This is a genomic window from Nonomuraea coxensis DSM 45129, assembly GCF_019397265.1.
GTDB lineage: Bacteria > Actinomycetota > Actinomycetes > Streptosporangiales > Streptosporangiaceae > Nonomuraea > Nonomuraea coxensis.
The window spans coordinates 8,356,056-8,379,940 of record NZ_CP068985.1 but is presented as its reverse complement, the minus strand read 5'-3'; the positions used below and the strand labels follow the sequence as shown (position 1 = coordinate 8,379,940).

Genomic DNA, 23,885 nt, shown 5'->3' with positions numbered 1-23,885 from the left:
ATCGTCTGTTCAGGTCCAGGTCCAACCGGTACTGAGCCCTTTGTACGATTTACTGCAGATCGTGCCGATTGTCTGTGACGCTGGATTGGCGGACGTGTGACCGAACTGCAACGCGCCAGAGACTCGCTGGTGGCAAGTAGTAAGGGATAGTCGCGATCGACTGGCAGGGCGTACGGCTGGCTTGACAAGGTCGGCCAAACCCGGGGGGGATACCAGGACTCCCCCGTCAGGCTGCTCATCAACACGCAGCTCAGCGCTGTACGCCCACTGTAGAGGGAGGATTTGTCTTTACCATGCGTGTTACTAAGGGCGCACAGATCGTCGCCGGTACCGCGCTGCTCGCCCTCGCGGTTGCCGCGTGTGGCGGCGGTGCCTCGGACGGCGGCACTGCCGCGAGCGGCGGCGCCGAGACGCCGGTCCGCATGGAGCTCGGTGAGCCCCAGGAGCTCCTGGTGCCGTCGAACACCACGGAGTCCGAGGGCTCCGAGGTCCTGGCGGCCGTGTTCGAGCCTCTCGTCACCTACGACGAGAACAAGAACGCCGTCGAGGCCGCGGCCGAGTCGATCACCAGCGATGACCAGAAGGTCTGGACGATCAAGCTCAAGCCCGGCTACACGTGGCACAACGGCGAGCCGCTCGTCGCGCAGAACTACGTGGACGCCTGGAACTACGCGGCCAACCAGGAGAACGCCCAGAGCGCCGGTTACTTCTTCGGGCGCATCGACGGCTTCGCCGACCTCAACCCGGGTGAGGGCAAGTCGGTCACGGCCAAGGGCATGAAGGGTCTGGAGGTCGTGGACGACACGACGTTCAAGGTCACTCTGGCCGCGCCGTTCTCCCAGTTCAAGACCATGCTCGGCTACACCGCGTTCTACCCGCTGCCCAAGGCCGCCTTCGGCGCCGACGGCAAGGTGACGCAGCAGTACGGCGAGCAGCCCATCGGTCAGGGCCTGTTCAAGTTTGACAAGGCCTACAAGAAGGGCACCGACCAGAGCATCGACATGACCGTGTACGACAAGTACCCGGGCAAGAAGCCGAGCAACTGGACGAAGCTGCAGTTCAAGCTCTACACCGACTCGGATGTCGCCTTCAACGACCTGATGGCCGACAACCTGGACATCCACGACTCGCTCGGCCCGGCGGCGATCGCCCAGGCCAAGTCCTCCCTCGGTGAGCGTTACCAGGACCAGCCGGACGCCGGCGTCGGTTACATCGGCGTGCCCCTGAAGTACAACGCCGAGCTGGACAAGGTCGACATCCGCAAGGCCATCTCGATGGCCATCGACAGGAAGACCATCGCCGAGACGGTCTTCTCCGGCACCCGTTCCCCCGCCGACGACTTCATCAACCCGGCCATCGCGGGCTACCGCCAGGGCGCCTGCAAGGCGTGCACGTACAACCCGGCCGAGGCCAAGAAGCTGTACGAGTCCGCCGGCGGCCCCAAGACCCTGGAGATCGGCTACAACGCCGACGGTCCGCACAAGGAGTGGATCGAGGCCGTCGCCAACAACCTCCGCGCCAACCTGGGCATCGACGCCGTCGCGAAGCCCTTCGAGAAGTTCGCCAGCATCCTCGACGAGCTGGACGCCAAGAAGTACAAGGGCCTGTTCCGCATGGGCTGGGCCATCGACTACCCGTCGGCCGAGAACTACCTGTCGCCGATCTTCAGCACCGGCGCCATCGCGACCGGCTCGAACTACGGCGGCTACTCGAACAAGAAGTTCGACGAGCTGATCGCCCAGGGCGACCAGGCTCCCTCGGTGGAGGAGGGCCTGAAGTTCTACCAGCAGGCCGACGACATCCTCAACGAGGAACTGCCGTACATCCCGGTGTACTTCTACCGGAACAACTCCGGCTACTCCACGAAGGTCAAGAACGTCCACATCAACCTGCTCAACCAGGTCGAGTGGACTGACGTCGAGAAGGTCTGACGTTGTTCCCGGGGCGGGCGCGGACGCCGCGCCCGCCCCACAGGGGTAAGCGAGGAGGCGGCTCCCCGGCCGAAAACCCATAAGGTCAGGGGGGTGGCCTTCTTCGCGTGTACGGGAGGCTTAAATGGGCCGTTACATCATCAGGCGTCTGCTCCAGTCGATCCCCGTGTTGTTGGGTGCCACCCTGCTCATCTTCGCCATCGTCTTCGCGCTGCCCGGCGATCCCATCGCGGCGCTGGCGGGCGAGAAACGGGCGGATCCCAACATCGTCGCGATCCTGCGCGAGCAGTATCACCTCAATGATCCGCTGTTGCTCCAGTATTGGTACTACATCAGCGGTGTGATTTTCCGGGCGGACTTCGGCGTCACCTTCGCCGACGTGCCCGTGTCCCAGATCATGGCGGGCAAGTTCCAGGTGACGCTCAACCTGGCGGTCACCGCGCTCGTCATCGAGGCCCTCATCGGCGTGGGTCTGGGCCTCTGGGCGGCACTCAAGCGCGGCAAGGCCATCGACACCATGATCCTCGCCTCGACGCTGCTGCTGATCTCGGTGCCGACCCTCGTGTCCGGCTTCGTCCTGCAGTTCCTGCTGGGCGTGAAGCTCAAGCTGTGGACGGGGCTCGACGTGTTCCCCATCGCGGGCATCACCGAGGGCTTCCGCAGCTATCTGCTGCCCGGCTTCGTGCTGGCCGGCGTGTCGATCGCGTACCTCACCCGACTGACCAGGACCAGCCTGGCCGAGACGCTGCGCGCCGACTACATCAGGACGGCCACAGCCAAGGGCCTGCCCCGGCGGCGGGTCGTCGGCAGGCACGGCCTGCGCAACGCGCTGATCCCGCTCATCACGTTCCTCGGCGCCGACCTCGGCAACCTCATGGGCGGCGCGGTCATCACCGAGAGAATCTTCAACCTGCCGGGCATCGGCAACCAGCTCTTCATGTCGGTGTACCTCAGGGAACAGCCGGTCGTGGTCGGCATCGTGACCATCCTGGTCCTGATCTACATCTTGGCCAACCTGGCCGTCGACGTGATGTACGCAGTGCTCGACCCGAGGATCCGCTATGAGTGACATTCGACCGGGCGGCCCCGTCATCGCGCCCGAGGAGACCCCCGTCCCGAAGCCCCAGAAGAAGGAGAAGGCGGCCAAGCCGGCCAGCCTGTGGTCCGACGCCTGGCACGACCTGCGGCGGCGGCCGATCTTCATCATCTCGCTCTGCATCATCGCGGTGCTGGCGCTGATGGCCGTCTGGCCGTCGCTGTTCAGCTCGGTGGACCCGTTCAACGCCCGCACCTGCGAGCTGGCCACCGCCCGTCAGGGTCCCAGCGCGGGCCACCCGTTCGGCCGCGACAACCTGGGCTGCGACCTGTACGCCCGCACCATCTACGGCGCGGCGAACTCGCTGGTCATCGGCATCAGCACGACCGTCTTCGCCGCGCTGATCGGCGGGCTCATGGGGCTGATCGCCGGCTTCTTCGGCGGCGGCGTGGACAGCGTGGCCTCCCGGGTCACCGAGATCTTCTTCGCCATCCCCAGCATCCTGGGCGCGCTGCTCATCGGCTCGACCTTCCGCGACAGCGGGCTCGGCATCTGGCTGGTGGTCGCGGCGCTGACCATCCTGGGCTGGCCGATGACGTTCCGGATCATGCGGGCGGCGGTCATCACGGCGAAGTCGCAGGACTTCGTGGTCGCGGCGAGGGCGCTGGGCGCCGGGCCGATCCGGATCATGTTCCGGCATCTGCTGCCCAACGCGCTCGCTCCCGTGATCGTGGTGGCGACGATCAACCTCGGCGGGTTCATCGCGGCCGAGGCCGCGCTGTCCTACCTGGGCGTGGGCGTGCAGCCGCCGGAGATCTCGTGGGGTCTGATGATCGCCGACGCGCAGCGCCGCTTCCTGGAGGCGCCGTTGCCGCTGATCTTCCCGGCCGTCTTCCTGAGCATCACGGTGCTCGCGTTCATCATGCTGGGCGACGCCGTACGCGACGCGCTCGACCCGAAGCTCAGGTAGAAGGGGGGACCGAACAGTGAGTAGGACGTCAGCGGACGTGTTGCCGGTCGAGGGAGGACTCGGCAACGAACCGCTGCTCGCCGTCGACAACCTGCACGTGGAGTTCCACACCCGGGCGGGGATCGTACGCGCCGTGAACGGCGTGAGTTACACGGTCAACCCGGGCGAGACACTGGCGGTGCTGGGCGAGTCGGGCTCGGGCAAGTCGGTGACCGCGCAGGCGATCATGGGCATTCTGGACATGCCGCCCGCGCGCATCCCCAAGGGAGAGATCCGCTTCAAGGGCACCGACGTGCTCAAGCTGTCGGAGGAGGCCCGCACCCAGGTGCGCGGCCAGCGCATCGCCATGATCTTCCAGGACGCGCTCTCGGCGCTCAACCCGGTCTTCACCGTGGGCTGGCAGATCAGCGAGATGTTCCGGGTGCACCGGGGCATGTCCAAGGGCGACGCCATGAAGAAGGCGGTCGAGCTGATGGACCGGGTCCGCATCCCGGCCGCCCGGCAGCGCGTCAACGACTACCCGCACCAGTTCTCCGGCGGCATGCGGCAGCGCATCATGATCGCCATGTCGATCGCGCTCGACCCCGAGGTGCTCATCGCCGACGAGCCGACGACGGCGCTCGACGTGACCGTCCAGGCGCAGATCATGGAACTGCTGGCCGAGCTGCAGCGCGAGAGCCAGATGGGCCTCATCCTCATCACCCACGACCTCGGGGTCGTGGCGGACGTGGCCGACAAGATCGCCGTGATGTACGCGGGGCGCATCGTCGAGAACGCCCCCGTGCACGACATCTACCGGGTGCCCGCCCACCCGTACACGAAGGGCCTGCTGGAGTCGATCCCCCGGGTCGACCAGAAGGGCCAGGACCTGTACGCGATCAAGGGCCTGCCGCCCAACCTGCTCGAACTGCCCAGCGGATGCTCGTTCAACCCGCGCTGCCCCTACCGGCAGGGCAACTGCGAGACCGACGTCCCCCCGCTGCATCAGATCAGCGGCACGCGCGGCAGCGCCTGCCACTACTGGAGGGAGGTCCTCGATGGCGATCGGTGAGAAGATCCTTGAGGTGCGTGACCTGGTCAAGCACTTCCCGCTGACCCAGGGCATCCTCTTCAAGCGGCAGATCGGCGCGATCAAGGCCGTGGACGGCGTCTCGTTCGAGCTGCACAAGGGCGAGACGCTGGGCATCGTGGGCGAGTCGGGCTGCGGCAAGTCCACGCTGGCCAAGGTGCTGATGGCGCTGGAGCGGCCCACGTCGGGGTCGGTGCTGATCAACGGCCGCGACATCGGCCGGGCCAAGGGCGCCGATCTCAAGCGCATGCGGCGCAACATCCAGATGGTCATGCAGGACCCGTACACCTCGCTGAACCCCCGGATGACCGTGGGCGACATCATCGGCGAGCCGTACGAGATCCACACCGAGGTCGCGCCCAAGGGCGACCGGCGCACGAAGGTGCAGGAGCTGCTGGAGGTGGTCGGGCTCAACCCCGACCACATCAACCGCTACCCGCACCAGTTCTCCGGCGGCCAGCGGCAGCGCATCGGCATCGCCCGCGGGCTGGCGCTCCAGCCCGAGATCATCGTGTGCGACGAGCCGGTGTCCGCGCTCGACGTGTCGATCCAGGCCCAGGTCATCAACCTGCTGGAACGGCTGCAGAACGAGTTCGGGCTGGCCTACATCTTCATCGCGCACGACCTGTCGGTGGTCCGGCACATCTCCGACCGGGTCGGGGTGATGTACCTGGGCAAGTTCGTGGAGCTCGGCAAGGACACCGAGATCTACGACCGGCCCGCGCACCCCTACACGCAGGCGCTGCTGTCGGCGGTGCCGGTGCCCGACCCCGAGGGGCGGGAGCAGCGGGAGCGCATCATCCTCCAGGGTGACCCGCCGTCGCCGGCCAACCCGCCGTCGGGCTGCCGGTTCCGTACGCGGTGCTGGAAGGCGCAGGAGATCTGCGCCGAGGAGGAGCCGCTGCTGCAGATCCGGCCGGGCACGGGGCACGAGAGCGCCTGCCACTTCGCCGAGACGCACGACGTGGTCCACGTCAACTGAGCGCGCCTCCGGAGAAGGCCCTCCTGCCCGGAGGGCCTTCTTCGCGTCTCAGCGGGTGACGATCACCGCGCTGCCGTGGCCGAACAGGCCCTGGTTGGCCGCCAGCCCCGCCCTGGCGCCGGTGACCTGCCGGGGGCCCGCCCGGCCGCGGAGCTGGTCGGTCAGCTCGCAGAGCTGGGCGACGGCCTGGGCGGGGATCGCCTCGCCGAACGAGGCCAGGCCGCCCGACGGGTTGACCGGGATCCGGCCGCCGAGGGCGGTGACGCCGTCGCGCAGCAGCTTGTCCGCCTCGCCCGGCGGGCACAGGCCCACGTCCTCCGTCCAGTCCAGCTCCAGGGCCGTGGACAGGTCGTACACCTCGGCCAGCGACAGGTCCTCGGGGCCGAGGCCGGCCTCCTCGTAGGCGGCGTACGCGATGGCCGCGCGGAAGGGCCGCTCCGGCGGGGGGACGGCCGCGCAGGAGTCGGTGGCGAAGTCCGGCAGCTCCAGGACCGTGTTGGGGAAGGTGGGCGTGACCGTCGAGACGGCCGCCAGGCGGACCAGGTCGCGCCCGCCCGCGTGCCGGCGGGCGTACGCCTCCGAGGCCAGCACCACGGCCGCGCCGCCGTCGGAGGTGGCGCAGATGTCCATCAGCCGCAGCGGGTCGGCCACCATGGGCGAGGCCAGCACCTCCTCCGTGGTGACCGGCCTGCGGTAGCGGGCCATGGGGTTGAGCGACCCGGCGCGGGCGTTCTTGACCTTGACGGCGGCGAAGTCGTACGGGGTCGAGCCGTGCAGGGCCATCCTGCGGCGGGCGTACAGGCCGAAATAGGCCGGATTGGTGGCGCCGAGCAGCCGGAACCGCAGCCAGTCCGGATCGTCGGGGCGCTCGCCGCCCACCGGGGCGAAGAAGCCCTTGGGGGTGGAGTCGGCGCCCACGACCAGGGCGAGGTCGCACAGCCCCGCGAGGATCCTGGTACGGGCGAGGTCCACGGCATGGGCCCCCGAGGCGCAGGCGGCGTAGCAGGAGGCGATCCTGGCGCCGGTCCAGCCGAGCGCCTGGGCGTAGGTGGCGCCGGCGACGAAGCCCGGGTAGCCGTTCCTGATGGTGTCGGCGCCCACCAGGTACTGGACGTCGGTCCAGGCGACCCCGGCGTCGGCGAGGGCGGCGCGGGCGGCGGCGAGGCCGTACTCCGCGAAGGGGCGGCCCTGCTTGCCCCAGGGGTGCATGCCGGTGCCCAGCACCACGACGCCGCCGCTCATGAGGCCCGCCGCCACATCCAGACCAGCGGGCCGTCCGCGAGGGGGCCCGCGGTGAGCTCCAGTTCCATGCCGACCTCCAGCTCGTCCACGGTGAGCCCGGCGACCTGGCCGAGCACCACGATCCCGGCCCCGTCGAGCTCGACCGCCGCCAGGGTCACCGGCACGTACGGCTGCGCCGCCACGTAGGGGGAGGGCGGCGGGTAGGCGGCGTTCGTGTACGACCACACGCGCCCCCGGCGGGGCAGCCGGGCGATCTCCATGTCCGTCCCGTCGCAGCGGGGGTTGGGACAGGAGCCGCGGCGGGGCGGGAAGCAGACGGTGCCGCAGGCCGCGCAGCGGGTGCCGAGCAGTACGACCCCGTCGGCCTCGACGGCGAACCAGCCCTCGATCGCGTACGTCATAGCCGGAGTATCACACAAGCGCTTGCTAGGGTGAATCCCTGTCGCGCCGCCGCCGCCTCGCCGCCGCCGTCACCACCCTGACCGACATGGCCGCCATCAGCCCGAGCATCCCGACGATCACGGCCGTCCTGCTCGCGGGAACGGGCGCCGCCGGCCCCGGTCCTAAGTGCGCCCCGGGCCCGGGCGCCCCCGGAACGGCCGCCGCGGCCGGCCCGTCGGCCCCCCGCAGTCCGTCCGCCGCGCGCAGCGCCAGCAGGGCGTCGGCCACCCCGTGCCCGTACGCGCGGCTGTAGCCGCTCGCAGGGCGTCTTCTGGTGCCCCGCTCGATGGCGGTGCGCACCTCGTACGGCGACAGGCCGGGACGGGCGGACCGTACGAGCGCGGCGATGCCCGCCACCATGGCGGCGGCCGAGCTGGTGCCGTCGCCCACCACGTACGAGCCGGCTCCGTCGGCGGTGACGATCTCCGTGCCCGGCGCGACGACGGACAGATAGTCCTGCCGGTTGGAGAAGCGGGCCACCCTGAGCCGCCGGTCCACCGCTCCCACGGCGATCACGCCGGGATAGGCGGCGGGGAAGTTCTTCCTGTTGGCGCTCTCGCCGTCGTTGCCCGAGGAGGCGACCAGGACCGCGCCCTTGCCGAGCGCGTACCGGACGGCCTCCTCCTCGGCCGCAGAGCCCTCCCACGAGCCGCTGCCGCCGCCCAGCGACATGCTGATCACGCCGGCCCCGTGGTCGGCGGCGTAGCGGATGCCGCGCGCCAGGGCGTCGTGCCCGTCCGGGGGCAGCCGCTCGCGCTGCGGGTCGCCGCTCTCCAGGGTGACCCGTACCGAGAGGACGCGGGCCTCGGGCGCGACGCCGACGATTCCGGCGGCGCGGCCGGGGCCGTGCCCGCGGCCGGCGATCAGGGCGGCCATCGCGGTGCCGTGGTGGCCCCACGGCCCGTGGCCGCGCGCCGCGCCGGTGAGGTCGGGGCCCTCGGTGACGGCGCCCGCGAGGTCGGGATGGCGGGCGTCGACGCCGGTGTCGAGCACGGCGACCAGCACGCCCCTGCCCCTGCTGCGCCGCCACGCCTCGGGCAGGCGTAACGCCCCGAGCTGCCACTGCCCGGCCCGCGCCATCGCCCCGACCTCGCCGCTGGTCGCGGCCCCGGCCTCGCCGCCGGCCCTGACGCCAGGGCCGGCGGCTGGACCGGTGGTGTGGTCGGCCGTCACGGAGGCCGGGACGGCGACCACGCATACGGCGGCCAGTGCCGCGGCGAGCAGGCTCCTCATCCGGTCAGGGCCCGCCGCACCGCCGTCGCGATCCGGAGCGCCGCCTCGCGCGGCCGGGGGCGACGGCGCCGGCCGGAGCACGGTCAGCACGGCGAGGAGCAGCACAGCGGACAGGTGGTACACGGAGACCTCGAGCGGGGGAGGGGGGAACGCTCGAACGTCCGGCATTCTGACACGCGACCGCCACCGCTATCCGACGGTTCGGTAAACAGTCCGATACGCGGAGTAATTCCGTTCTGTGGGCTTTGCTGCTACCGCGTAGGCGAAAGTCGGACATGCGCGCCGGGCGGGAGCCCCAGCCGCTGCGCCGCGTCCCCGAAGTTCACCGCGATCGCGACCAGCCCCGCCGAGTCCGCGAAGACCACCAGCTCGCCCGGCGGCACCGCCGCGTACGTCTCCCGGTACGGCAACGCGAGCTGCCGCCGCCCCAGCCACACCCCGAGCGTGTCGCCGGGCCGCACCCCGAGCGCCAGCAGGTCGGCGGCGGCGATCGAGAGCTGCGTGTTGCCGTGGCCGTCCACCGAGACGACCTCGCCCTCCACGGAGCCGTCGCGCAGGTGCGAGATGGGCTGCGGCAGCCGTGCCAGCCGCTCCACCGGCACCTCGGGCCCCAGCTCGGCCGGGTCCAGCCCGCCCCACAGCCGCCCGGCGACCGGCGCGAGGACGTCCCTGCCGGGGAAGGTGGGCGACACCGGACGCAGGAAGTGCGCCTCGTTGCTGATCTCGTACGCGGCCCGCGCCCCGCCGCTGGCCTCCACCGCCCACGACAGCAGCCCGTTGTCCGGGCCGACGAACATCCGGCCGCCCGCCTCCACCGCCACGGCCCGCCGCGCGCCCCCGGGGCCGGGATCCACCGCGCCGACGTGGATGCCACGCGGCAGGTACGGGATCGTCTGCGCGAGGATCGCCGCGCCGCGCCGTACGTCCCCGGACGGCACCAGATGGCACACGTCGATCACCCGGGCCTGCGGGGCGATGCCGGCGATCACCCCATGACAGGCCGCCACATAGCCATCCTCAAGCCCGTAGTCGGTGAGGAGCGTGATTACGGAGGTCACATTTCGCGACTGTACGTCTCCCAATCCACCGTGAACAGCCGCACTCAGCACATTACGATTGGCCACGGGCCGTGCGGGTGACGGGACCGTCACCCGCCCCCTCAGAGGAGGACACCATGGGAGCACCCCTCAGCGGTGACGATGCTGCCCACGAGCCGTCCCGACAGCCACTGACCGAACGCGACATCGAGCTCCTCGCCTTCGAACGCCAATGGTGGCGCTACGCGGGCGCGAAGGAGCAGGCCATCAAGGAGACCTTCGGGTTCTCCGCCACGCGCTACTACCAGATGCTGGGCGAGCTGATCGACCGCCCGGAGGCGCTTGAGCACGACCCCATGCTGGTCAAGCGCCTGCGCAGGCTGCGCGCCCAGCGGCAGCGCGACCGCGCGGCCAGAAGGCTTGGCATGCGCCCCTGACGGGCTGGGTACGGGCAGCCGCGTGGAGAACATCCCTGGAATCGAAGCAATCCTGAAGGACCCGGCCGGGGCCGTGATCGGGCTCGACTTCGACGGCACGCTGTCCCCGATCGTGCCCGATCCCGCGACCGCGGTGATCCACCCCAAGGCGCCCGCGGTCCTCGCCGAGCTCGGCGCGCACGTGCGGGCCGTGGCCATCGTGACCGGCCGGCCCCCCGCCACCGCGCTGGAGCTGGGCCCGGGGCTGGCCGACGTTCCCGGGCTGGTCATCCTCGGCCACTACGGCTTCGAACGCTGGGAGCACGGCCGGCTCTCCGCCCCGCCCCCGCCGCCCGGCGTGCCCAGGGCGCGGGCCGAGCTGCCCGCGCTGCTCGACTCGGCCGGCGTCGTGGGCGTGACGGTCGAGGACAAGGGCAGGGCCGTCGCGGTGCACACCCGCCGCGCCCCCGACCCCGAGGGCGCGCTGGCCGCGCTGCGCGAGCCGCTGGCCGGGCTCGCCGCGCGGCACGGGCTGGTGGTCGAGCCCGGCCGCATGGTGCTGGAGCTGCGGCCGCCCGGCATGGACAAGGGGCACGCGCTCGGCCTGTTCCTGGCCGAGCGGGAGGCGCGCTCGGTGCTGTTCGCCGGCGACGACCTGGGCGACCTCGCGGCCTTCGACGCCGTACGGGCCTCCGGGCTGCCCGGGGTGACCGTGTGCAGCGGCTCGGCGGAGGTGACCGCGCTGGCCGAGCGGGCCGACATCGTGGTGGACGGCCCGGACGGCGTGCTGGCGCTGCTGGCGGAGCTGGCGTCGGCGTTCAGCCGTTGACGACTGGACTGCAAGTCCGGTTCTCTAGGGTCGGACGCATGATCAAGCGTTACCTCGCCGTCGCCGCCACCGCCGCCGTCACCCTCACCGCCGGGGCCTTCCCCGCCCACGCCGCTCCCGCCCAGGAGCTGAGGCTGCGTGCCGGGCTCACCCTCTACATCCCGATCCAGTGGGTGGTCCACCGGTTCGGCCCGGACAACGTGCAGGTCGTGACCGGCAAGTGCGGGCGGGCCGTGGGCTGGCGGACGGTGGAGTGCGACGCGTTCTACATCCTCGGGCCGTCGTTCATCAAGCGCGGCGCGGAGGGCTGGGGCCCCTACACCGGCAAGAACCCGTACTACCCGGCGAGCGACGTGCAGCCCTGCCCGTCCAACGACAAGTGGGGCGAGGTCATCGGGCCGAAGGTCACCCGGGGGCTCCGGCAGGTCGGGCCGGGCCACAAGGCCGCGTACAACGCCTGGAAGTCCACCTGCGTCAGCTTCAGCGGCGGCAAGGTCAAGAGCCGCTTCACCCAGCGCGAGTGGTACCTGCCGAAGAGCAAGATCCTGGTCGTCGACCAGTGGAACACCCCCGGGCTGGCCGACGCGCTGAAGCACGCCGACTGGCGGTGAGCGCGGGCCCGCGGCTCAGCCGAGGGCGTCGAGCTGGGCCGCGAGCCACTTCTGGGGCGGCAGGGCGGTGGCCGCGGCGCGCAGCTTGTCGCGCCGCGCCCGCCGCTCGTCCTCCGGCATGACCAGCGCCTCGTGCAGGGCGGCGGCCGTGCCGCTGACGTCGTAGGGGTTGACCACGAGGGCGTGCGGGCCCAGCTCGGCCGCCGCGCCCGCCTCCCGCGAGAGCACCAGCGCGCAGCGCGGCGACAGCACCGGGCCCTCCTTGGCCACCAGGTTCATGCCGTCGCGGATCGGGTTGACCAGCAGCACGTCGGCCATCCGGTACGCGGCCAGCGAGCGCGGATAGTCGTCGTGCACGTTGAGGATGAGCGGGTCCCAGTCCTCGGTGGCGAACTCGTTCTCGATCTCCTGGGCGCAGCGCTGCACCGAGGCGGTGTACTCGCGGTATTCCGGCAGGTCGTGCCGGCTCGGATAGGCGAAGGCCAGGTGCACCACGCGGCCGTGCCACTCGGGATGGGCGGCCAGGAACTCGCCGTAGGCCACCAGGCCGCGCACGATGTTCTTCGACAGCTCGGTGCGGTCGATGCGGACGATGAGCCGGCGGTCGCCGACCTGCTCCCTGATCGCCGTCATGTGCGACTCGACGTCGGGCTCGCAGGCCCGCTCCCACAGCGCCGCGCCGTCCACCCCCAGGCTGTGGACGCCGATCCTGGTGGTGCGGCCCTCGTGGGTGACGCTGGGGGCGGCGCGGTCGACCTCGGCCCCGAGCACCGCCTCGCAGCAGTCCATGAACGCCGCCGCCCACCGTTCGGCCAGGAACCCGGCGTGGTCGGCGCCGAGTATGCCCTCCAGGACCTCGCCGGCCACCTCGTCGGGCAGCAGCGAGAAGTACTCGGGCGGCGCCCACGGGGTGTGGCTGAAGTGCGCGATGCGCAGGTCGGGCCGCTCGGCCCTGAGCATGGCGGGGGTGAGCGTCAGGTGGTAGTCCTGCACCATCACGCGGGCGCCGTGCCCGGCCTCCTCGGCGAGGGCGAGCGCGAAGGCGCCGTTGTAGTCGCGGTAGGACTCCCACTCGCGGGCGAAGCGGATGCCGAAGCTGGGCGCGTTGGGGATGTCGTAGAGCAGGTGGTTGACGAACCACAGCGTGGAGTTGGCCACGGCGTTGTAGGCGCGGTGGAAGGTGGCCGCGGGGATGTCGAGCATGCGCAGCGGCCCGGTGTCGTAGCCGGCCTGGTCGAGGCGGCCGCCCGGCGACAGGCGCACGGCGCTGCGGTCGTCGTCGGACAGCGCCGCGCAGACCCACAGGACGCCGTCGCCTTTCGTGACCCCGGACAGCCCGGAGACGAGACCGCCGCCGCCCCGTCTCATGGTGAGGACACCGTCGTCGGAGACGGTGAAGGAGACCGGCCCTCTGTTGGAGGCCACGAGGACGCTGTTCATCGAAGCTCCCTCCGATCATAGGATCCCAGCTATGGCGCTTGATGAGCTAACCGAGGAACTCGCCCGATCCGCCGCCGCTGGAGATCATCGCGCGCTCGGCGAGTTGCTGGCCAGGATCGAGCCCGATGTGATGCGCCACTGCTCCCGGATCCTGCCGTACCACCAGGACGCCGAGGAGGCGTCGCAGGACACCCTGCTCGCGGTGGCCCGCAACATCGGCCGCTTCGAAGGGCGCGCCAGGTTCAGCACGTGGCTGCACATCGTCACGGCCAACTGCGCGCGCACCACCTACCGGTCGCTGAAGCGCAGGGCGGCCGAGCAGACCTCCGACGAGCTGCCGACGCAGAAGCCCGACGCGCGGCGGGTGAGCGTGATCGCGGGCTCGCGGCTCGACCTGCTCGACGCGATGGAGGCGCTGGAGGCCGACAAACCCGACCTGGCGCAGGCGCTGGTCCTGCGCGACATCGTGCAGCTCGACTACAACGAGGTGGCCGAGCAGCTCGGCATCCCGCTCGGCACCGCGAAGTCGCGCATCCACCAGGCCCGCAAGTACGTGCAGGCAGCGCTGGGTGAGGACTATCGGTGAGACGCGCTGTCTCATGTGCTGAGACAGGTGGTAACTCCGGCCACTTCAGCGGGTAGAGTCGGGTTCAACAACTTCATACAGCTCATCCAGAGGGGTGGAGGGACCGGCCCTGCGAAGCCCCGGCAACCCTCCCGGCTTTCGACTCGCGACCTGGCGAGGCCGACCGGGACAAGGTGCCAATTCCGGTTCGCGGTCAAGGTGGCCGTGGGCGAAGATGAGGGAAGGCCTCGCTTCATGTCGCACGACTTTGGTCCTGCCGTCGCTCTGTCCTGCCGCGAGTGCGGCGCCCGCTACCCGCTCGGGCCGAGTTTCGCGTGTCTGGAGTGTTTCGGGCCGCTCGAAGCGGCCTACGAGTTCGGCCGGGTGACCCGCGAGGACATCGCCGCGGGCCCGGCCAGCATCTGGCGCTACCGCTCGCTGCTCCCGGTCCCCGCCGACGTGGCGAGCAAGCCCAACATGAACCCCGGCTGGACCCAGCTGGTCAGGGCGGGCAACCTCGGGCGGGCGCTCGGCATCAGGTCCCTGCACGTCAAGGACGACTCCGGCAACCCCACCCACTCCTTCAAGGACCGGGTGGTCGCCATCGCCGTCGAGGCGGCGCGCACCTTCGGCTTCCACACGCTCTCCTGCTCCTCCACCGGCAACCTCGCGGGCGCGGTCACCGCCGCGGCGGCGCGGGCCGGGCTCGACGCCTGCGTGTTCATCCCGGCCGACCTGGAAGAGGCGAAGATCGCCATGGCCCGGGTGTTCGGCGGCAGGCTGATCGGCATCGACGGCAGCTACGACGAGGTCAACCGGTTCTGCTCGGAGCTGATCGGCGACCCGCTGGGCGACAAGTGGGGGTTCGTCAACGTCAACCTGCGCCCCTACTACGCCGAGGGCTCCAAGACGCTCGCGTACGAGATCGCCGAGCAGCTCGGCTGGCGGCTGCCCGAGCAGATCGTCATCCCGATCGCCTCCGGCTCGCAGCTCACCAAGATCGACAAGGGTTTCAAGGAGCTGATCGCCCTGGGCCTGGTCGAGGACACCCCCTACAAGGTCTTCGGCGCGCAGGCGGCCGGGTGCTCGCCGGTGTCGGCGGCCTACAAGGCGGGGCACGACGTCGTCCAGCCGGTCAAGCCGGACACCATCGCGAAGTCGCTGGCCATCGGCAACCCGGCCGACGGCCCCTACGTGCTGGACATCGCCCGGCGCACCGGCGGGGCCGTCGAGGACGTCACCGACGCCGAGGTCGTGGCCGCGATCAAGCTGCTGGCCTCGACCGAGGGCATCTTCGCCGAGACCGCGGGCGGCGTCACGGTCGGCGTGCTGAAGAAGCTGGTCGAGACGGGGCGGCTCGACCCCGAGGCCGAGACCGTGGTCCTCAACACCGGCGACGGCCTGAAGACGCTGGACGCCATCGCCGGCGAGTCGTCGCGGCCCACCGCCGTGATCAAGCCGTCCCTCGACGCGTTCCGCGCGGCTGTCTGACAACCAGGAAAGGCGAGATAACCATGAGCGTTACTGTGCGGATTCCCACCATTCTGCGCACCTACACCGGCGGAAACGCGGAAGTGAGTGGCGAGGGCGCGACTCTTCGTGACGTGCTCGCCAAGCTCGACGCCGACTACCCGGGCATCGGCGCGAGAATTCTGGATGAATCGGGCAAGATTCGACGTTTTGTCAACGTTTACGTGGGGGAAGAGGACGTCCGTTTCGCCGAGGGCCTGGACACTCCGGCCCCGCAGGGCGCGCAGATCTCCATCATCCCGGCGGTCGCCGGCGGCTGAGGCCCGTACGACATGACAGAAGGCGCCCCTAGCGGGCGCCTTCTGCTTTTCGGACCTATTCAAACGTTGAAGTACCTGGGCTGCGAACAAATGCGTCGTTCGCGGATTGACTCTGTTGCCAAACCCCTTGCCACAGGTATGGTCGAGGCGATCGTCTGCCTGATTTGACATTAAGTCAGACGATTACGGGTCTCGCGGTGGAATGGGCGAGATCCGTAGCCCCAGTAAGAGGAGTCGGAAGTGGCGCAGGGCACCGTCAAGTGGTTCAACGCGGACAAGGGCTACGGCTTCATCGCGGTAGACGGTGGTAAGGATGTATTCGTCCATTACTCCGCGATCCTGATGGACGGGTACCGATCTCTCGAACAGGGCCAGCGGGTCGAGTTCGAGATCACGCAGGGCCAGAAGGGACCGCAGGCCGAGTCTGTCCGCGCGGTCTGATTCATGTCACCTGGTATGCACCGGCGGGACACGTGCGGCAACGCAGTCCGTACGAGCTCGCCACCCCCGTAGTCGTCGACCGACGGCGGGCCACACGGTGAGCGGCCCGCCGTCCGCGGCGCGAACCCGGCTGACCTGCGCGGGAGCCTCTCCAGAAGGTCGTTCGCTTGCACTCGGCAGGGTAGAGTGCTAAACAGTTCGTTGGCACTCTGTGTGGCAGAGTGCCAACGAACTCGGGATCGAGACGATGGGGTCTGCCGAACGGAGATGCAGTCCCTGGCCGTCGCGGGCGTCGGCTCGGTCCAGGACAAGCCACCCTGCATCTGGGAGGTCTAGCCTTATGGCAGCCAAGATGATCGCGTTTGACGAGGACGCCCGGCGCGGTCTCGAGCGCGGTATGAACCAGCTCGCTGACGCCGTCAAGGTGACCTTGGGCCCCAAGGGCCGCAACGTCGTGCTGGAGAAGAAGTGGGGCGCCCCCACCATCACCAACGACGGTGTGTCCATCGCCAAGGAGATCGAGCTCGAGGACCCTTGGGAGAAGATCGGCGCCGAGCTGGTCAAGGAAGTCGCCAAGAAGACCGACGACGTCGCCGGCGACGGCACCACCACCGCCACCGTGCTCGCCCAGGCGCTGGTACGTGAGGGCCTGCGCAACGTCGCCGCCGGCGCCAACCCGATGGCCCTGAAGAAGGGCATCGAGGCCGCCGTCGAGCGCGTCAGCGAGGAGCTCTCCAAGCTGGCCAAGGACGTGGAGACCAAGGAGCAGATCGCCTCCACCGCCTCCATCTCCGCCGCCGACCCCGAGATCGGCTCGCTCATCGCCGAGGCGATGGACAAGGTCGGCAAGGAAGGCGTCATCACCGTCGAGGAGAGCAACACCTTCGGCCTGGAGCTCGAGCTCACCGAGGGCATGCGCTTCGACAAGGGCATGGTGTCGATGTACTTCGTCACCGACTCCGACCGGATGGAGGCCGTCCTCGAGGACCCCTACATCCTGATCGTCAACAGCAAGGTCTCCGCCAACAAGGACCTGCTGCCCCTGCTCGACAAGGTCGTGCAGTCCGGCAAGCCGCTGCTGATCATCGCCGAGGACGTCGAGGGCGAGGCCCTGGCCACCCTGGTCGTCAACAAGATCCGCGGCCTGTTCCGCTCCGTGGCCGTCAAGGCCCCGGGCTTCGGTGACCGCCGCAAGGCCATGCTCAACGACATCGCCATCCTGACCGGTGGCCAGGTCATCGCCGAGGAGGTCGGTCTCAAGCTGGAGAACGCCACCCTCGACCTGCTGGGCCGCGCGCGCAAGGTGGTCGTCACCAAGGACGAGACCACGATCGTCGACGGCGCCGGTGACGCCGAGCAGATCTCCGGCCGGGTCAACGAGATCCGCGCCGAGATCGAGCGCACCGACTCCGACTACGACCGCGAGAAGCTCCAGGAGCGGCTGGCCAAGCTGGCCGGTGGCGTCGCCGTGATCAAGGCGGGCGCGGCCACCGAGGTCGAGCTGAAGGAGCGCAAGCACCGCATCGAGGACGCCGTGCGCAACGCCAAGGCGGCCGTCGAGGAGGGCATCGTCCCCGGTGGTGGCGTGGCGCTGCTGCAGGCCGGCGCGAAGGCGTTCGACAAGCTGGAGCTGTCCGGCGACGAGGCCACGGGTGCCGCGATCGTCAAGAAGGCTCTGGAGGAGCCGCTCAAGCAGATCGCGGTCAACGCCGGTCTTGAGGGCGGCGTCGTGGTGGAGAAGGTCCGCAACCTGACTCCGGGTGAGGGCCTCAACGCCGCCAGCGGCGAGTACGTCAACATGTTCGAGTCGGGGATCATCGACCCGGCCAAGGTGACGCGCTCCGCGCTGCAGAACGCCGCGTCCATCGCGGCGCTCTTCCTGACCACCGAGGCCGTCATCGCCGAGAAGCCCGAGAAGGCCACTGCCGCTCCCGCCATGCCGGGTGGCGGCGACATGGACTTCTAGGTCTGTTCGCGACGCCGACGCCAAGAGCGGCCCGGGTTTTCCGGGCCGCTCTTGTTTCGTTTACCGGACATTACGTTTCACAATTGATCCGCTACCCGTAGTGAGGAAATGTGTGTGCGGAACACGCATTCACGAAAGGAGTGGCGGATGTTTTCCCGTAGCAGCCGCATTTTCGGCGCGGGCCTCGTGGCCGTGGCCGCCCTGACCGCGACGGGCGGTCCCGTCAGGGCCGACGACGGTCGCACCTCGCCGATGCGGCTTCCGTACGAGCTGTGGTTCTGTCCGGCCGGCGGCGCGTTCGGACTGCCGATGGTCGACTCCCTGGTGGGGCAGGTCCTGGGCTGCGGCGGCCGGACGGGGCCGGCGAGCACGCCGGCCCCGGCGACCACCGTGGACCAGCCGGGCACCACGGGGCAGGCCGTCACCCTCGTTCAGACGCCGTAGACCGGGACGAGGTGGCCGCGGGCCAGGGTGTTGGCGGTGATGTTGAAGCCGACCACCGCCGGGCTGGCGTCGCTGTCCACGCCCAGCTTGTCGACGCCCAGGGCGTGGACGGTGAAGACGTAGCGGTGCGCGGGGCCGGGCGGCGGAGCCGCGCCGCCGAAAGCCTTGACGCCGTAGTCGTTGCGGGCGTGGACGGCGCCGTCGGGCAGCCCCTTGAAGTCGGGGGCGCTGCCCGCGCCCGCCGGCAGCTCGGTCACCGAGGCCGGCAGGTCGAACAGCACCCAGTGCCAGAACCCGCTGCCCGTGGGCGCGTCGGGGTCGTAGCAGGTGACGGCGTAGCTCCGGGTCCCTTCGGGCGCGCCGGACCAGCGGAGCTGGGGCGAGACGTTCTGGCCCGTCATGCCCCAGTCGTTGAAGACGTGCAGGTCGCTCAGCCGCTCGCCGTCCTGGATGTCGTCGCTCTCGACCACGAGCGCGGGAACCGACGGCAGGTGTTCATGGGGCAGCGGTGCTGGCACGGCATCCTCCTAGGTAGAGAGCGTTCCTGCTCGCCATCCTAGAAGCGGCCGGGCCGGTCGCCGATCAGGGCGTCGCCGGTTCCCGCGCGCGGCGCGCGGTCACATGGCGAGCTGCGCCGGCAGGGGCTTGTCGTGCAGGACCGTGAGAGAGGTCACCGCACGGGTCAGGACGACGTACAGCCGGGCCAGGCCGCGGGGCTCGGCGGCGACGATGTCGGCGGGCTCGACCACGATCACGTGGTCGTACTCCAGGCCCTTGGCGAGGGTCGCGGGGACGACGAGCAGGCGGTGCTCGCCCTCGCCGGCGGCGTCGGGGTCGAGCACGGCGTGCGGACGGCCGGACAGCGCCCGCGAGACCTCGGCGACCAGCGCGTCGGGGACGATGACGCCGATCGAGCCCTCCTGGGCGAGCGCCGCGTCGGCGGCCTCGGCCACGGAGCCGCCGGGACGGACGCTCAGCGAGCCCGCGCCGGGGCGCAGGGAGCGCGGCGCGGCCAGGCCGGGAGCGACGGACGGCAGGAGCCGGGCGGCGAAGTCGAGCACCTCGCGCGGCACCCGGAAGCCGAGCGTCAGCTCGGTCACCTCGCCCTCGGGCTGCCCGAGGTGCTGGAGCACGCTCTCCCACGAGCTGGTGGACCAGGGCGTGGTGCCCTGCGCGAGGTCGCCGAGCACGGTGGCGGAGCCGTTGCGGCAGCGCCGGCCGAGCGCGCGCAACTGCATCTCCGACAGGTCCTGGGCCTCGTCCACGACCAGGTGGCCGAGGGAGGGGGTGCGTTCCATGAGGTCGCGCAGCTCGTCGAGGAGCGCGGCGTCCGCCGCCGACCACTTGGCGGACTTGTGGCTGCGGTACGGCTTCGGCCAGAGCAGCAGGTCCCGCTCGTCGGGCGACAGGTCGGACCTGGCGGCCCTGGCCAGGAACTCCGGGTCGGAGAGCAGCCGGTGGAGCACCTGCTCGGGCGTCAGCTTCGGCCAGACCGCGTCCACGAGCTGCTTGACCGGCTTGGAGCGGGCCACGGCGTCCTGCACCCGGTCGTCGGGCGACTCGCCGCGCTGCTCCATCCGCACCAGCACCAGGTGGGCCAGCCGCTGCGCCAGCGCCGCCCGTCCGGGCAGGTAGCGGGTGGTGCCGCGCAGGGAGGCGACGATCTCGCGCACCTCGTGGTCGGCCACCCGGTAGCGGTAGGCGCCCTTCGTGAACACGAGGCCCTCCTCCGGCTTCACGATGTGCAGCCAGAGCGCGCGTTCCAGCACCGCGGCCATCCGGGCGTCGCCCTTGACCGCGGCCACCAGCGGGTCCTCCGGCGCGGCGTGCTCGCCGAGCAGGCCCGCCACCGTCGTCTGGTCCACCTTGACCTCGCCCAGCGCGGGCAGGACCGAGGAGATGTAGGACAGGAACGCGCGGTTGGGGCCGACGATCATCACGCCGGACCTCGCCAGGCGCTCGCGGTGGGTGAACAGCAGGTACGCGGCCCGGTGCAGGCCCACCGCCGTCTTCCCGGTGCCGGGGGCGCCCTGGACGCAGACCGTCTGGGCGAGCCCCGAGCGGACGATCTCGTCCTGGTCGGGCTGGATGGTGGCGACGATGTCGCGCATGGGGCCGGTGCGGGGCCGTTCGATCTCGTCGGTGAGGATCTTCGACGGGCCGAGCTCGACGTCCCCCTCGCCCAGGGGCTCGTCCTCGTACGCGGTCAGCGCGCCGCCGTGGTAGCCGAAGCGGCGGCGGCGTACGACGCCCATCGGCTCGGCCGGGCTCGCCTGGTAGAAGGCCCGCGAGACCGGGGCCCGCCAGTCGATCACCAGCGGCTTGCTGTGGCCGTCGTGGACGTGCCGGCGGCCGACGTAGATCGTGCCGGGCAGGTCGTCGCCGGACTCGCGGTCGAGCCGGCCGAAGAACAGCGGGGTGTCCGGATGGTCGGCCAGGGCGGCGACGCGCTGGTCGAGGAGGGACTGGAGGATCTGCTGCGACACCCAGTCGCCGGCCGCGTCGGCGGAGAGGGACTGGGCGTGGGCGCGCATCGCCGACAGCGCGGCCCTGGATTCGGCCAGGTGCTTCTGCTCGGCGGCGAGGACGTCGGCGGGTATGTCGGGGGCGAGTTGGTGTCCGGGCATGCGAAAGTGCCTCCTTGTCGGGATCGGAGGTGGTCAAGGCAGCGAATCGACCAGTTTAACCGGGCGCGGAGCGGCCTTCCACACCATTTCGCCGCGGCCGGGCGTGCCCCGGGAGCGGTTGGCGGTCAGGGGGCGCGGGTAGGACGAGGAGATGGCGCGGGCGCGGGTGCGGGTGTCGCCGGTCATCCCCACGATCGCGAGCTTCCTGCTCGCGGCGCTCTGGGGGTTGTCGGTGTTCGCGGGCTGGGGGCTGGAGGCGTTCTGCGCCGGGGGCGACGGGGACTGTTCGCGGCGGCTCGGGATGTTCGCCACGGTGTCGGGCCTGTTCGCGATGCTGGCGGCGTGCTGCACGGCGGCGGCCTGGCTGTTGCCGGTCTCGCGCGCCGACCTCCGGGTGTTCGGGCGGGTCATGGGCGCGGCGGTGCTGGCGTGGGTGGTGGCCGAGGGCGTGCTCTTCGTCGGCGGGCTCCTCGCCCGTTGATCATGCGCCCGCTGATCCCGGCCCGTTGATCCTCTCCTGCAGACAAGCTGGGAATACCGAAAAAATCGGGCATATCAGGTGGGTTTGCCGGATCATGGGGGTATGTCGCAGGCGGCGTGATAGTACGCAGGTGAGGGGGGTGGTTCGATTGTCGACGGCCCGCGGAGTTTCGTGGACGTAGCACCACACTGAACGCTCGGCCGCTCACGCGCGAGCGGCCGGGCGTCCACGGAGAGCCACCCTTGCCGAAGCCGGAGGTCAGACGCCGTCGAGCACGTCGTCGGCGTCGATGATCTGGTAGGCGTATCCCTGCTCGGCGAGGAACCGCTGGCGGTGCGCCGCGAACTCCTGGTCGACGGTGTCGCGGCTGACCACGGTGTAGAACCGCGCGCCCCCGCCGTCCGCCTTGGGCCGCAGCACCCGGCCGAGCCGCTGGGCCTCCTCCTGGCGCGAGCCGAACGTCCCCGACACCTGGATGGCGACGGACGCCTCCGGCAGGTCGATGGAGAAGTTGGCGACCTTCGACACCACGAGGACCTGGATCTCCTTGTCGCGGAAGGCCTGGTAGAGCCGCTCGCGTTCCTTGACCCGGGTCTCGCCCTTGATGACCGGCGCGTCGAGGTGCTCGCCGAGCTCGTCGAGCTGGTCGATGTACTGGCCGATGACCAGCACCTGCTCGCCCGCGTGCCGCCGCACCAGCGCCTCGGTGACCCGCGTCTTGGACGGCGTGGTGGCGCAGAAGCGGTAGCGCTCCTCCGACTCGGCCATCGCGTACGCCAGCCGCTCCTCGTCGGTGAGCGTGACCCGCACCTCGACGCAGTCGGCCGGCGCGATCCAGCCCTGGTTCTCCATCTCCTTCCAGGGCGCGTCGTAGCGCTTGGGGCCGATGAGCGAGAACACGTCGCCCTCGCGCCCGTCCTCGCGCACCAGCGTCGCGGTGAGCCCCACGCGCCGGCGGGCCTGGAGGTCGGCGGTCATCCGGAAGATCGGCGCGGGCAGCAGGTGCACCTCGTCGTAGACGATGAGGCCCCAGTCGCGCGCGTCGAACAGCTCCAGGTGGCTGTAGACGCCCTTCCGCCTGGTGGTCATCACCTGGTAGGTGGCGATGGTGACCGGGCGGATCTCCTTCTTGTTGCCGCTGTACTCGCCGATCTCGTCCTCGGTCAGGGACGTGCGCTTGAGCAGCTCGGTCTTCCACTGGTGGGCGGAGACGGTGTTGGTGACCAGGATGAGCGTGGTGGCCTGGGCGTGCGCCATGGCGGCCGCGCCCACGATGGTCTTGCCGGCGCCGCAGGGCAGCACGACCACGCCGGAGCCGCCGTGCCAGAAGGCGTCGGCCGCCTCCTGCTGGTAGGGGCGCAGCGACCAGCCCTCCTGGGCGAGCTTGATCGGGTGGGCCTCGCCGTCGACGTAGCCGGCCAGGTCCTCGGCCGGCCAGCCCAGCTTGAGCAGGGCCTGCTTGACGTTGCCCCGGTCGCTCGGGTGCACGATGACCGAGTCGGCGCCGAGCCGCTCGCCCAGCATGGGCGCGATCTTCTTGGAGCGCAGCACCTCCTCCAGCACCGCGCGGTCGCTGGAGGTGAGCACCAGGCCGTGCACCGGGTCCTTCTCCAGGCGCAGGCGGCCGTAGCGCGCCATGGTCTCGGCGATGTCGACGAGCAGCGCGTGCGGCACCGGGTAGCGGCTGTGGCTGATGAGCGCGTCGATGACCTGCTCGGCGTCGTGGCCGGCGGCGCGGGCGTTCCACAGCGCCAGCGGGGTGACGCGGTAGGTGTGCACGTGCTCCGGGGCGCGTTCGAGCTCGGCGAACGGCGCGATGGCCTTGCGGCACTCGTCGGCCTTGTCGTGGTCGACCTCGAGCAGCAGAGTCTTGTCCGACTGGACGATGAGCGGGCCGTCGTTCACGGACATCCCTTCCTACGGTTGACCCTTATCCAACACAGCCGACGGCAGGGAAAGTCCCGGAACGGGTCATCAATCGTCGAGATAGCCGTTGAGGCCGAGGAAGAGGAACAGGCCGATCATGAGGACGAAGCCGAGCCCGAACAGGACCCAGCTCCACGTCACCATGCTACGTGCCGTGGCGGGGTCGGAGCTCGCCCTGCTGAGCCCCAGCCCGGCCAGGATCGCCCCGGGCAGGGCGAGGACGTTGCAGCAGGAGACGAGGGAGAGGAGGTTGAGCACGAGGGAGACGATGGCGTTGGCGCTCGGCCCGTCGTCGCGCGGCGGCGGCGGATAGCCGTAGCCGTAGCCGGGCGGGGGCTGCTCGCCGTAGGTGGCGCCGTAGGGCGGATAAGGGTAACCCGACGGGTCCTGCTGGGTCATCGTCACCTC

24 protein-coding genes and 1 riboswitch are annotated in these 23,885 nt (G+C 70.5%); of the genes, 15 read left to right on the top strand and 9 right to left on the bottom strand.

Annotated elements, in window-relative coordinates:
- Positions 1-293: 293 nt before the first annotated feature.
- The 5 genes from Nocox_RS39255 to Nocox_RS39235 all read left to right on the top strand — a co-directional run bounded on the left by Nocox_RS39255 (position 294) and on the right by Nocox_RS39235 (position 5,988).
- On the top strand, positions 294-1,931 hold the full coding sequence (locus Nocox_RS39255) for a peptide ABC transporter substrate-binding protein (protein WP_026215023.1): 1,638 nt from the start codon (positions 294-296) through the stop codon (positions 1,929-1,931).
- Positions 1,932-2,055: 124 nt separating this feature from the next.
- Positions 2,056-3,000: an ABC transporter permease gene (locus tag Nocox_RS39250; RefSeq protein ID WP_020546494.1), complete on the top strand. Its 945-nt coding sequence runs from the start codon at positions 2,056-2,058 to the stop codon at positions 2,998-3,000.
- The gene (locus Nocox_RS39245) at positions 2,993-3,937 is read left to right on the top strand and encodes an ABC transporter permease (protein ID WP_020546493.1); all 945 of its coding nucleotides are present in this window, start codon (positions 2,993-2,995) and stop codon (positions 3,935-3,937) included. Before Nocox_RS39250 ends, Nocox_RS39245 begins: the two co-directional genes overlap by 8 nt.
- Before the next feature lie 16 nt (positions 3,938-3,953).
- Positions 3,954-4,988, top strand: coding sequence for an ABC transporter ATP-binding protein (locus Nocox_RS39240; RefSeq protein ID WP_051112732.1), 1,035 nt, complete (start codon positions 3,954-3,956; stop codon positions 4,986-4,988).
- Entirely contained in the window at positions 4,975-5,988 is a 1,014-nt protein-coding gene (locus tag Nocox_RS39235) for an ABC transporter ATP-binding protein (protein WP_020546491.1), read from the top strand. The genes Nocox_RS39240 and Nocox_RS39235 overlap by 14 nt, the downstream gene beginning before the upstream one ends.
- A 48-nt stretch (positions 5,989-6,036) precedes the next feature.
- On the opposite strand, the gene Nocox_RS39230 is transcribed toward Nocox_RS39235, so the two are convergent.
- From Nocox_RS39230 to Nocox_RS39215, 4 genes are all read right to left on the bottom strand, one after another.
- Positions 6,037-7,230 (bottom strand): lipid-transfer protein, encoded by a 1,194-nt coding sequence (locus Nocox_RS39230; RefSeq protein ID WP_026215022.1) that lies wholly within the window; start codon positions 7,228-7,230, stop codon positions 6,037-6,039.
- Positions 7,227-7,631, bottom strand: a complete 405-nt coding sequence (locus tag Nocox_RS39225) for a Zn-ribbon domain-containing OB-fold protein (protein ID WP_020546489.1) — start codon at positions 7,629-7,631, stop codon at positions 7,227-7,229. Before Nocox_RS39225 ends, Nocox_RS39230 begins: the two co-directional genes overlap by 4 nt.
- A 25-nt stretch (positions 7,632-7,656) precedes the next feature.
- Positions 7,657-9,072 carry a S8 family serine peptidase gene (locus Nocox_RS39220; RefSeq protein WP_211212806.1) on the bottom strand — a complete coding sequence of 472 codons (1,416 nt, stop codon included), beginning with the start codon at positions 9,070-9,072 and terminating at the stop codon, positions 7,657-7,659.
- 83 nt (positions 9,073-9,155) lie between these two features.
- Entirely contained in the window at positions 9,156-9,962 is an 807-nt protein-coding gene (locus Nocox_RS39215) for an SAM hydrolase/SAM-dependent halogenase family protein (RefSeq protein ID WP_026215021.1), read from the bottom strand.
- 116 nt (positions 9,963-10,078) lie between these two features.
- On the opposite strand from Nocox_RS39215, the gene Nocox_RS39210 reads away from it, so the two are divergent.
- Genes Nocox_RS39210 through Nocox_RS39200 form a run of 3 tightly spaced genes read left to right on the top strand, consistent with a single transcriptional unit; the run spans position 10,079 to position 11,797 of the window.
- Positions 10,079-10,378 carry a DUF3263 domain-containing protein gene (locus Nocox_RS39210; RefSeq protein WP_020546486.1) on the top strand — a complete coding sequence of 100 codons (300 nt, stop codon included), beginning with the start codon at positions 10,079-10,081 and terminating at the stop codon, positions 10,376-10,378.
- 22 nt (positions 10,379-10,400) lie between these two features.
- Positions 10,401-11,186, top strand: coding sequence for a trehalose-phosphatase (gene otsB / locus Nocox_RS39205; RefSeq protein WP_051112730.1), 786 nt, complete (start codon positions 10,401-10,403; stop codon positions 11,184-11,186).
- 38 nt (positions 11,187-11,224) lie between these two features.
- Complete coding sequence (locus Nocox_RS39200) at positions 11,225-11,797, top strand: hypothetical protein (protein WP_020546484.1); 573 nt, start codon at positions 11,225-11,227, stop codon at positions 11,795-11,797.
- 15 nt (positions 11,798-11,812) lie between these two features.
- Here Nocox_RS39200 and Nocox_RS39195 read toward each other — a convergent pair whose 3' ends face one another.
- On the bottom strand, positions 11,813-13,237 hold the full coding sequence (locus Nocox_RS39195) for an alpha,alpha-trehalose-phosphate synthase (UDP-forming) (RefSeq protein WP_020546483.1): 1,425 nt from the start codon (positions 13,235-13,237) through the stop codon (positions 11,813-11,815).
- Between the two features lie 31 nt (positions 13,238-13,268).
- Here Nocox_RS39195 and Nocox_RS39190 point away from each other — a divergent pair, with 31 nt between their 5' ends.
- From Nocox_RS39190 to Nocox_RS39165, 6 genes are all read left to right on the top strand, one after another.
- Positions 13,269-13,823: an RNA polymerase sigma factor gene (locus Nocox_RS39190; protein WP_026215019.1), complete on the top strand. Its 555-nt coding sequence runs from the start codon at positions 13,269-13,271 to the stop codon at positions 13,821-13,823.
- Positions 13,824-13,902: 79 nt separating this feature from the next.
- A riboswitch (SAM riboswitch) is annotated at positions 13,903-14,044 on the top strand.
- Positions 14,045-14,057: 13 nt separating this feature from the next.
- Positions 14,058-15,293: a threonine synthase gene (gene thrC, locus Nocox_RS39185; protein ID WP_020546481.1), complete on the top strand. Its 1,236-nt coding sequence runs from the start codon at positions 14,058-14,060 to the stop codon at positions 15,291-15,293.
- A 23-nt stretch (positions 15,294-15,316) separates the two neighbouring features.
- Complete coding sequence (locus Nocox_RS39180) at positions 15,317-15,592, top strand: MoaD/ThiS family protein (protein WP_020546480.1); 276 nt, start codon at positions 15,317-15,319, stop codon at positions 15,590-15,592.
- A gap of 240 nt (positions 15,593-15,832) precedes the next feature.
- On the top strand, positions 15,833-16,033 hold the full coding sequence (locus Nocox_RS39175) for a cold-shock protein (protein WP_020546479.1): 201 nt from the start codon (positions 15,833-15,835) through the stop codon (positions 16,031-16,033).
- A 340-nt stretch (positions 16,034-16,373) separates the two neighbouring features.
- Positions 16,374-17,999 (top strand): chaperonin GroEL, encoded by a 1,626-nt coding sequence (gene groL, locus Nocox_RS39170; protein ID WP_219495549.1) that lies wholly within the window; start codon positions 16,374-16,376, stop codon positions 17,997-17,999.
- Positions 18,000-18,146: 147 nt separating this feature from the next.
- Positions 18,147-18,443: a hypothetical protein gene (locus tag Nocox_RS39165; protein WP_020547445.1), complete on the top strand. Its 297-nt coding sequence runs from the start codon at positions 18,147-18,149 to the stop codon at positions 18,441-18,443.
- Here the strand turns inward: Nocox_RS39165 and Nocox_RS39160 are convergent.
- Both Nocox_RS39160 and Nocox_RS39155 read right to left on the bottom strand, forming a co-directional pair.
- A complete protein-coding gene (locus Nocox_RS39160) occupies positions 18,431-18,961 on the bottom strand; it encodes a YbhB/YbcL family Raf kinase inhibitor-like protein (protein WP_026215212.1) in 531 nt (176 codons plus the stop codon). The genes Nocox_RS39165 and Nocox_RS39160 overlap by 13 nt on opposite strands.
- A gap of 99 nt (positions 18,962-19,060) precedes the next feature.
- Complete coding sequence (locus Nocox_RS39155; protein ID WP_020547447.1) at positions 19,061-21,070, bottom strand: HelD family protein; 2,010 nt, start codon at positions 21,068-21,070, stop codon at positions 19,061-19,063.
- 151 nt (positions 21,071-21,221) lie between these two features.
- Between Nocox_RS39155 and Nocox_RS39150 the strand changes: the two genes are divergently transcribed.
- Complete coding sequence (locus Nocox_RS39150; RefSeq protein WP_020547448.1) at positions 21,222-21,551, top strand: hypothetical protein; 330 nt, start codon at positions 21,222-21,224, stop codon at positions 21,549-21,551.
- Between the two features lie 258 nt (positions 21,552-21,809).
- On the opposite strand, the gene Nocox_RS39145 is transcribed toward Nocox_RS39150, so the two are convergent.
- Both Nocox_RS39145 and Nocox_RS39140 read right to left on the bottom strand, forming a co-directional pair.
- Positions 21,810-23,462, bottom strand: a complete 1,653-nt coding sequence (locus Nocox_RS39145) for a DNA repair helicase XPB (RefSeq protein WP_020547449.1) — start codon at positions 23,460-23,462, stop codon at positions 21,810-21,812.
- Between the two features lie 63 nt (positions 23,463-23,525).
- Positions 23,526-23,876, bottom strand: a complete 351-nt coding sequence (locus Nocox_RS39140) for a hypothetical protein (RefSeq protein WP_020547450.1) — start codon at positions 23,874-23,876, stop codon at positions 23,526-23,528.
- Between the last annotated feature and the right edge of the window lie 9 nt (positions 23,877-23,885).

Bases quoted from the DNA above. Each gene is read 5' to 3' on its own strand.
- Nocox_RS39235 (WP_020546491.1), top strand. From the start codon at position 4,975: ATGGCGATCGGTGAGAAGATCCTTGAGGTGCGTGACCTGGTCAAGCAC.
- Nocox_RS39250 (WP_020546494.1), top strand. From the start codon at position 2,056: ATGGGCCGTTACATCATCAGGCGTCTGCTCCAGTCGATCCCCGTGTTG.
- Nocox_RS39220 (WP_211212806.1), bottom strand. From the start codon at position 9,072: ATGCCGGACGTTCGAGCGTTCCCCCCTCCCCCGCTCGAGGTCTCCGTG.
- Nocox_RS39200 (WP_020546484.1), top strand. From the start codon at position 11,225: ATGATCAAGCGTTACCTCGCCGTCGCCGCCACCGCCGCCGTCACCCTC.
- Nocox_RS39245 (WP_020546493.1), top strand. From the start codon at position 2,993: ATGAGTGACATTCGACCGGGCGGCCCCGTCATCGCGCCCGAGGAGACC.
- Nocox_RS39155 (WP_020547447.1), bottom strand. From the start codon at position 21,070: ATGCCCGGACACCAACTCGCCCCCGACATACCCGCCGACGTCCTCGCC.
- Nocox_RS39140 (WP_020547450.1), bottom strand. From the start codon at position 23,876: ATGACCCAGCAGGACCCGTCGGGTTACCCTTATCCGCCCTACGGCGCC.
- Nocox_RS39145 (WP_020547449.1), bottom strand. From the start codon at position 23,462: ATGTCCGTGAACGACGGCCCGCTCATCGTCCAGTCGGACAAGACTCTG.
- Nocox_RS39255 (WP_026215023.1), top strand. From the start codon at position 294: ATGCGTGTTACTAAGGGCGCACAGATCGTCGCCGGTACCGCGCTGCTC.
- Nocox_RS39195 (WP_020546483.1), bottom strand. From the start codon at position 13,237: ATGAACAGCGTCCTCGTGGCCTCCAACAGAGGGCCGGTCTCCTTCACC.
- Nocox_RS39150 (WP_020547448.1), top strand. From the start codon at position 21,222: ATGGCGCGGGCGCGGGTGCGGGTGTCGCCGGTCATCCCCACGATCGCG.
- Nocox_RS39180 (WP_020546480.1), top strand. From the start codon at position 15,317: ATGAGCGTTACTGTGCGGATTCCCACCATTCTGCGCACCTACACCGGC.
- Nocox_RS39230 (WP_026215022.1), bottom strand. From the start codon at position 7,230: ATGAGCGGCGGCGTCGTGGTGCTGGGCACCGGCATGCACCCCTGGGGC.
- groL (WP_219495549.1), top strand. From the start codon at position 16,374: ATGGCAGCCAAGATGATCGCGTTTGACGAGGACGCCCGGCGCGGTCTC.
- Nocox_RS39190 (WP_026215019.1), top strand. From the start codon at position 13,269: ATGGCGCTTGATGAGCTAACCGAGGAACTCGCCCGATCCGCCGCCGCT.
- thrC (WP_020546481.1), top strand. From the start codon at position 14,058: ATGTCGCACGACTTTGGTCCTGCCGTCGCTCTGTCCTGCCGCGAGTGC.
- Nocox_RS39165 (WP_020547445.1), top strand. From the start codon at position 18,147: ATGTTTTCCCGTAGCAGCCGCATTTTCGGCGCGGGCCTCGTGGCCGTG.
- Nocox_RS39210 (WP_020546486.1), top strand. From the start codon at position 10,079: ATGGGAGCACCCCTCAGCGGTGACGATGCTGCCCACGAGCCGTCCCGA.
- Nocox_RS39225 (WP_020546489.1), bottom strand. From the start codon at position 7,631: ATGACGTACGCGATCGAGGGCTGGTTCGCCGTCGAGGCCGACGGGGTC.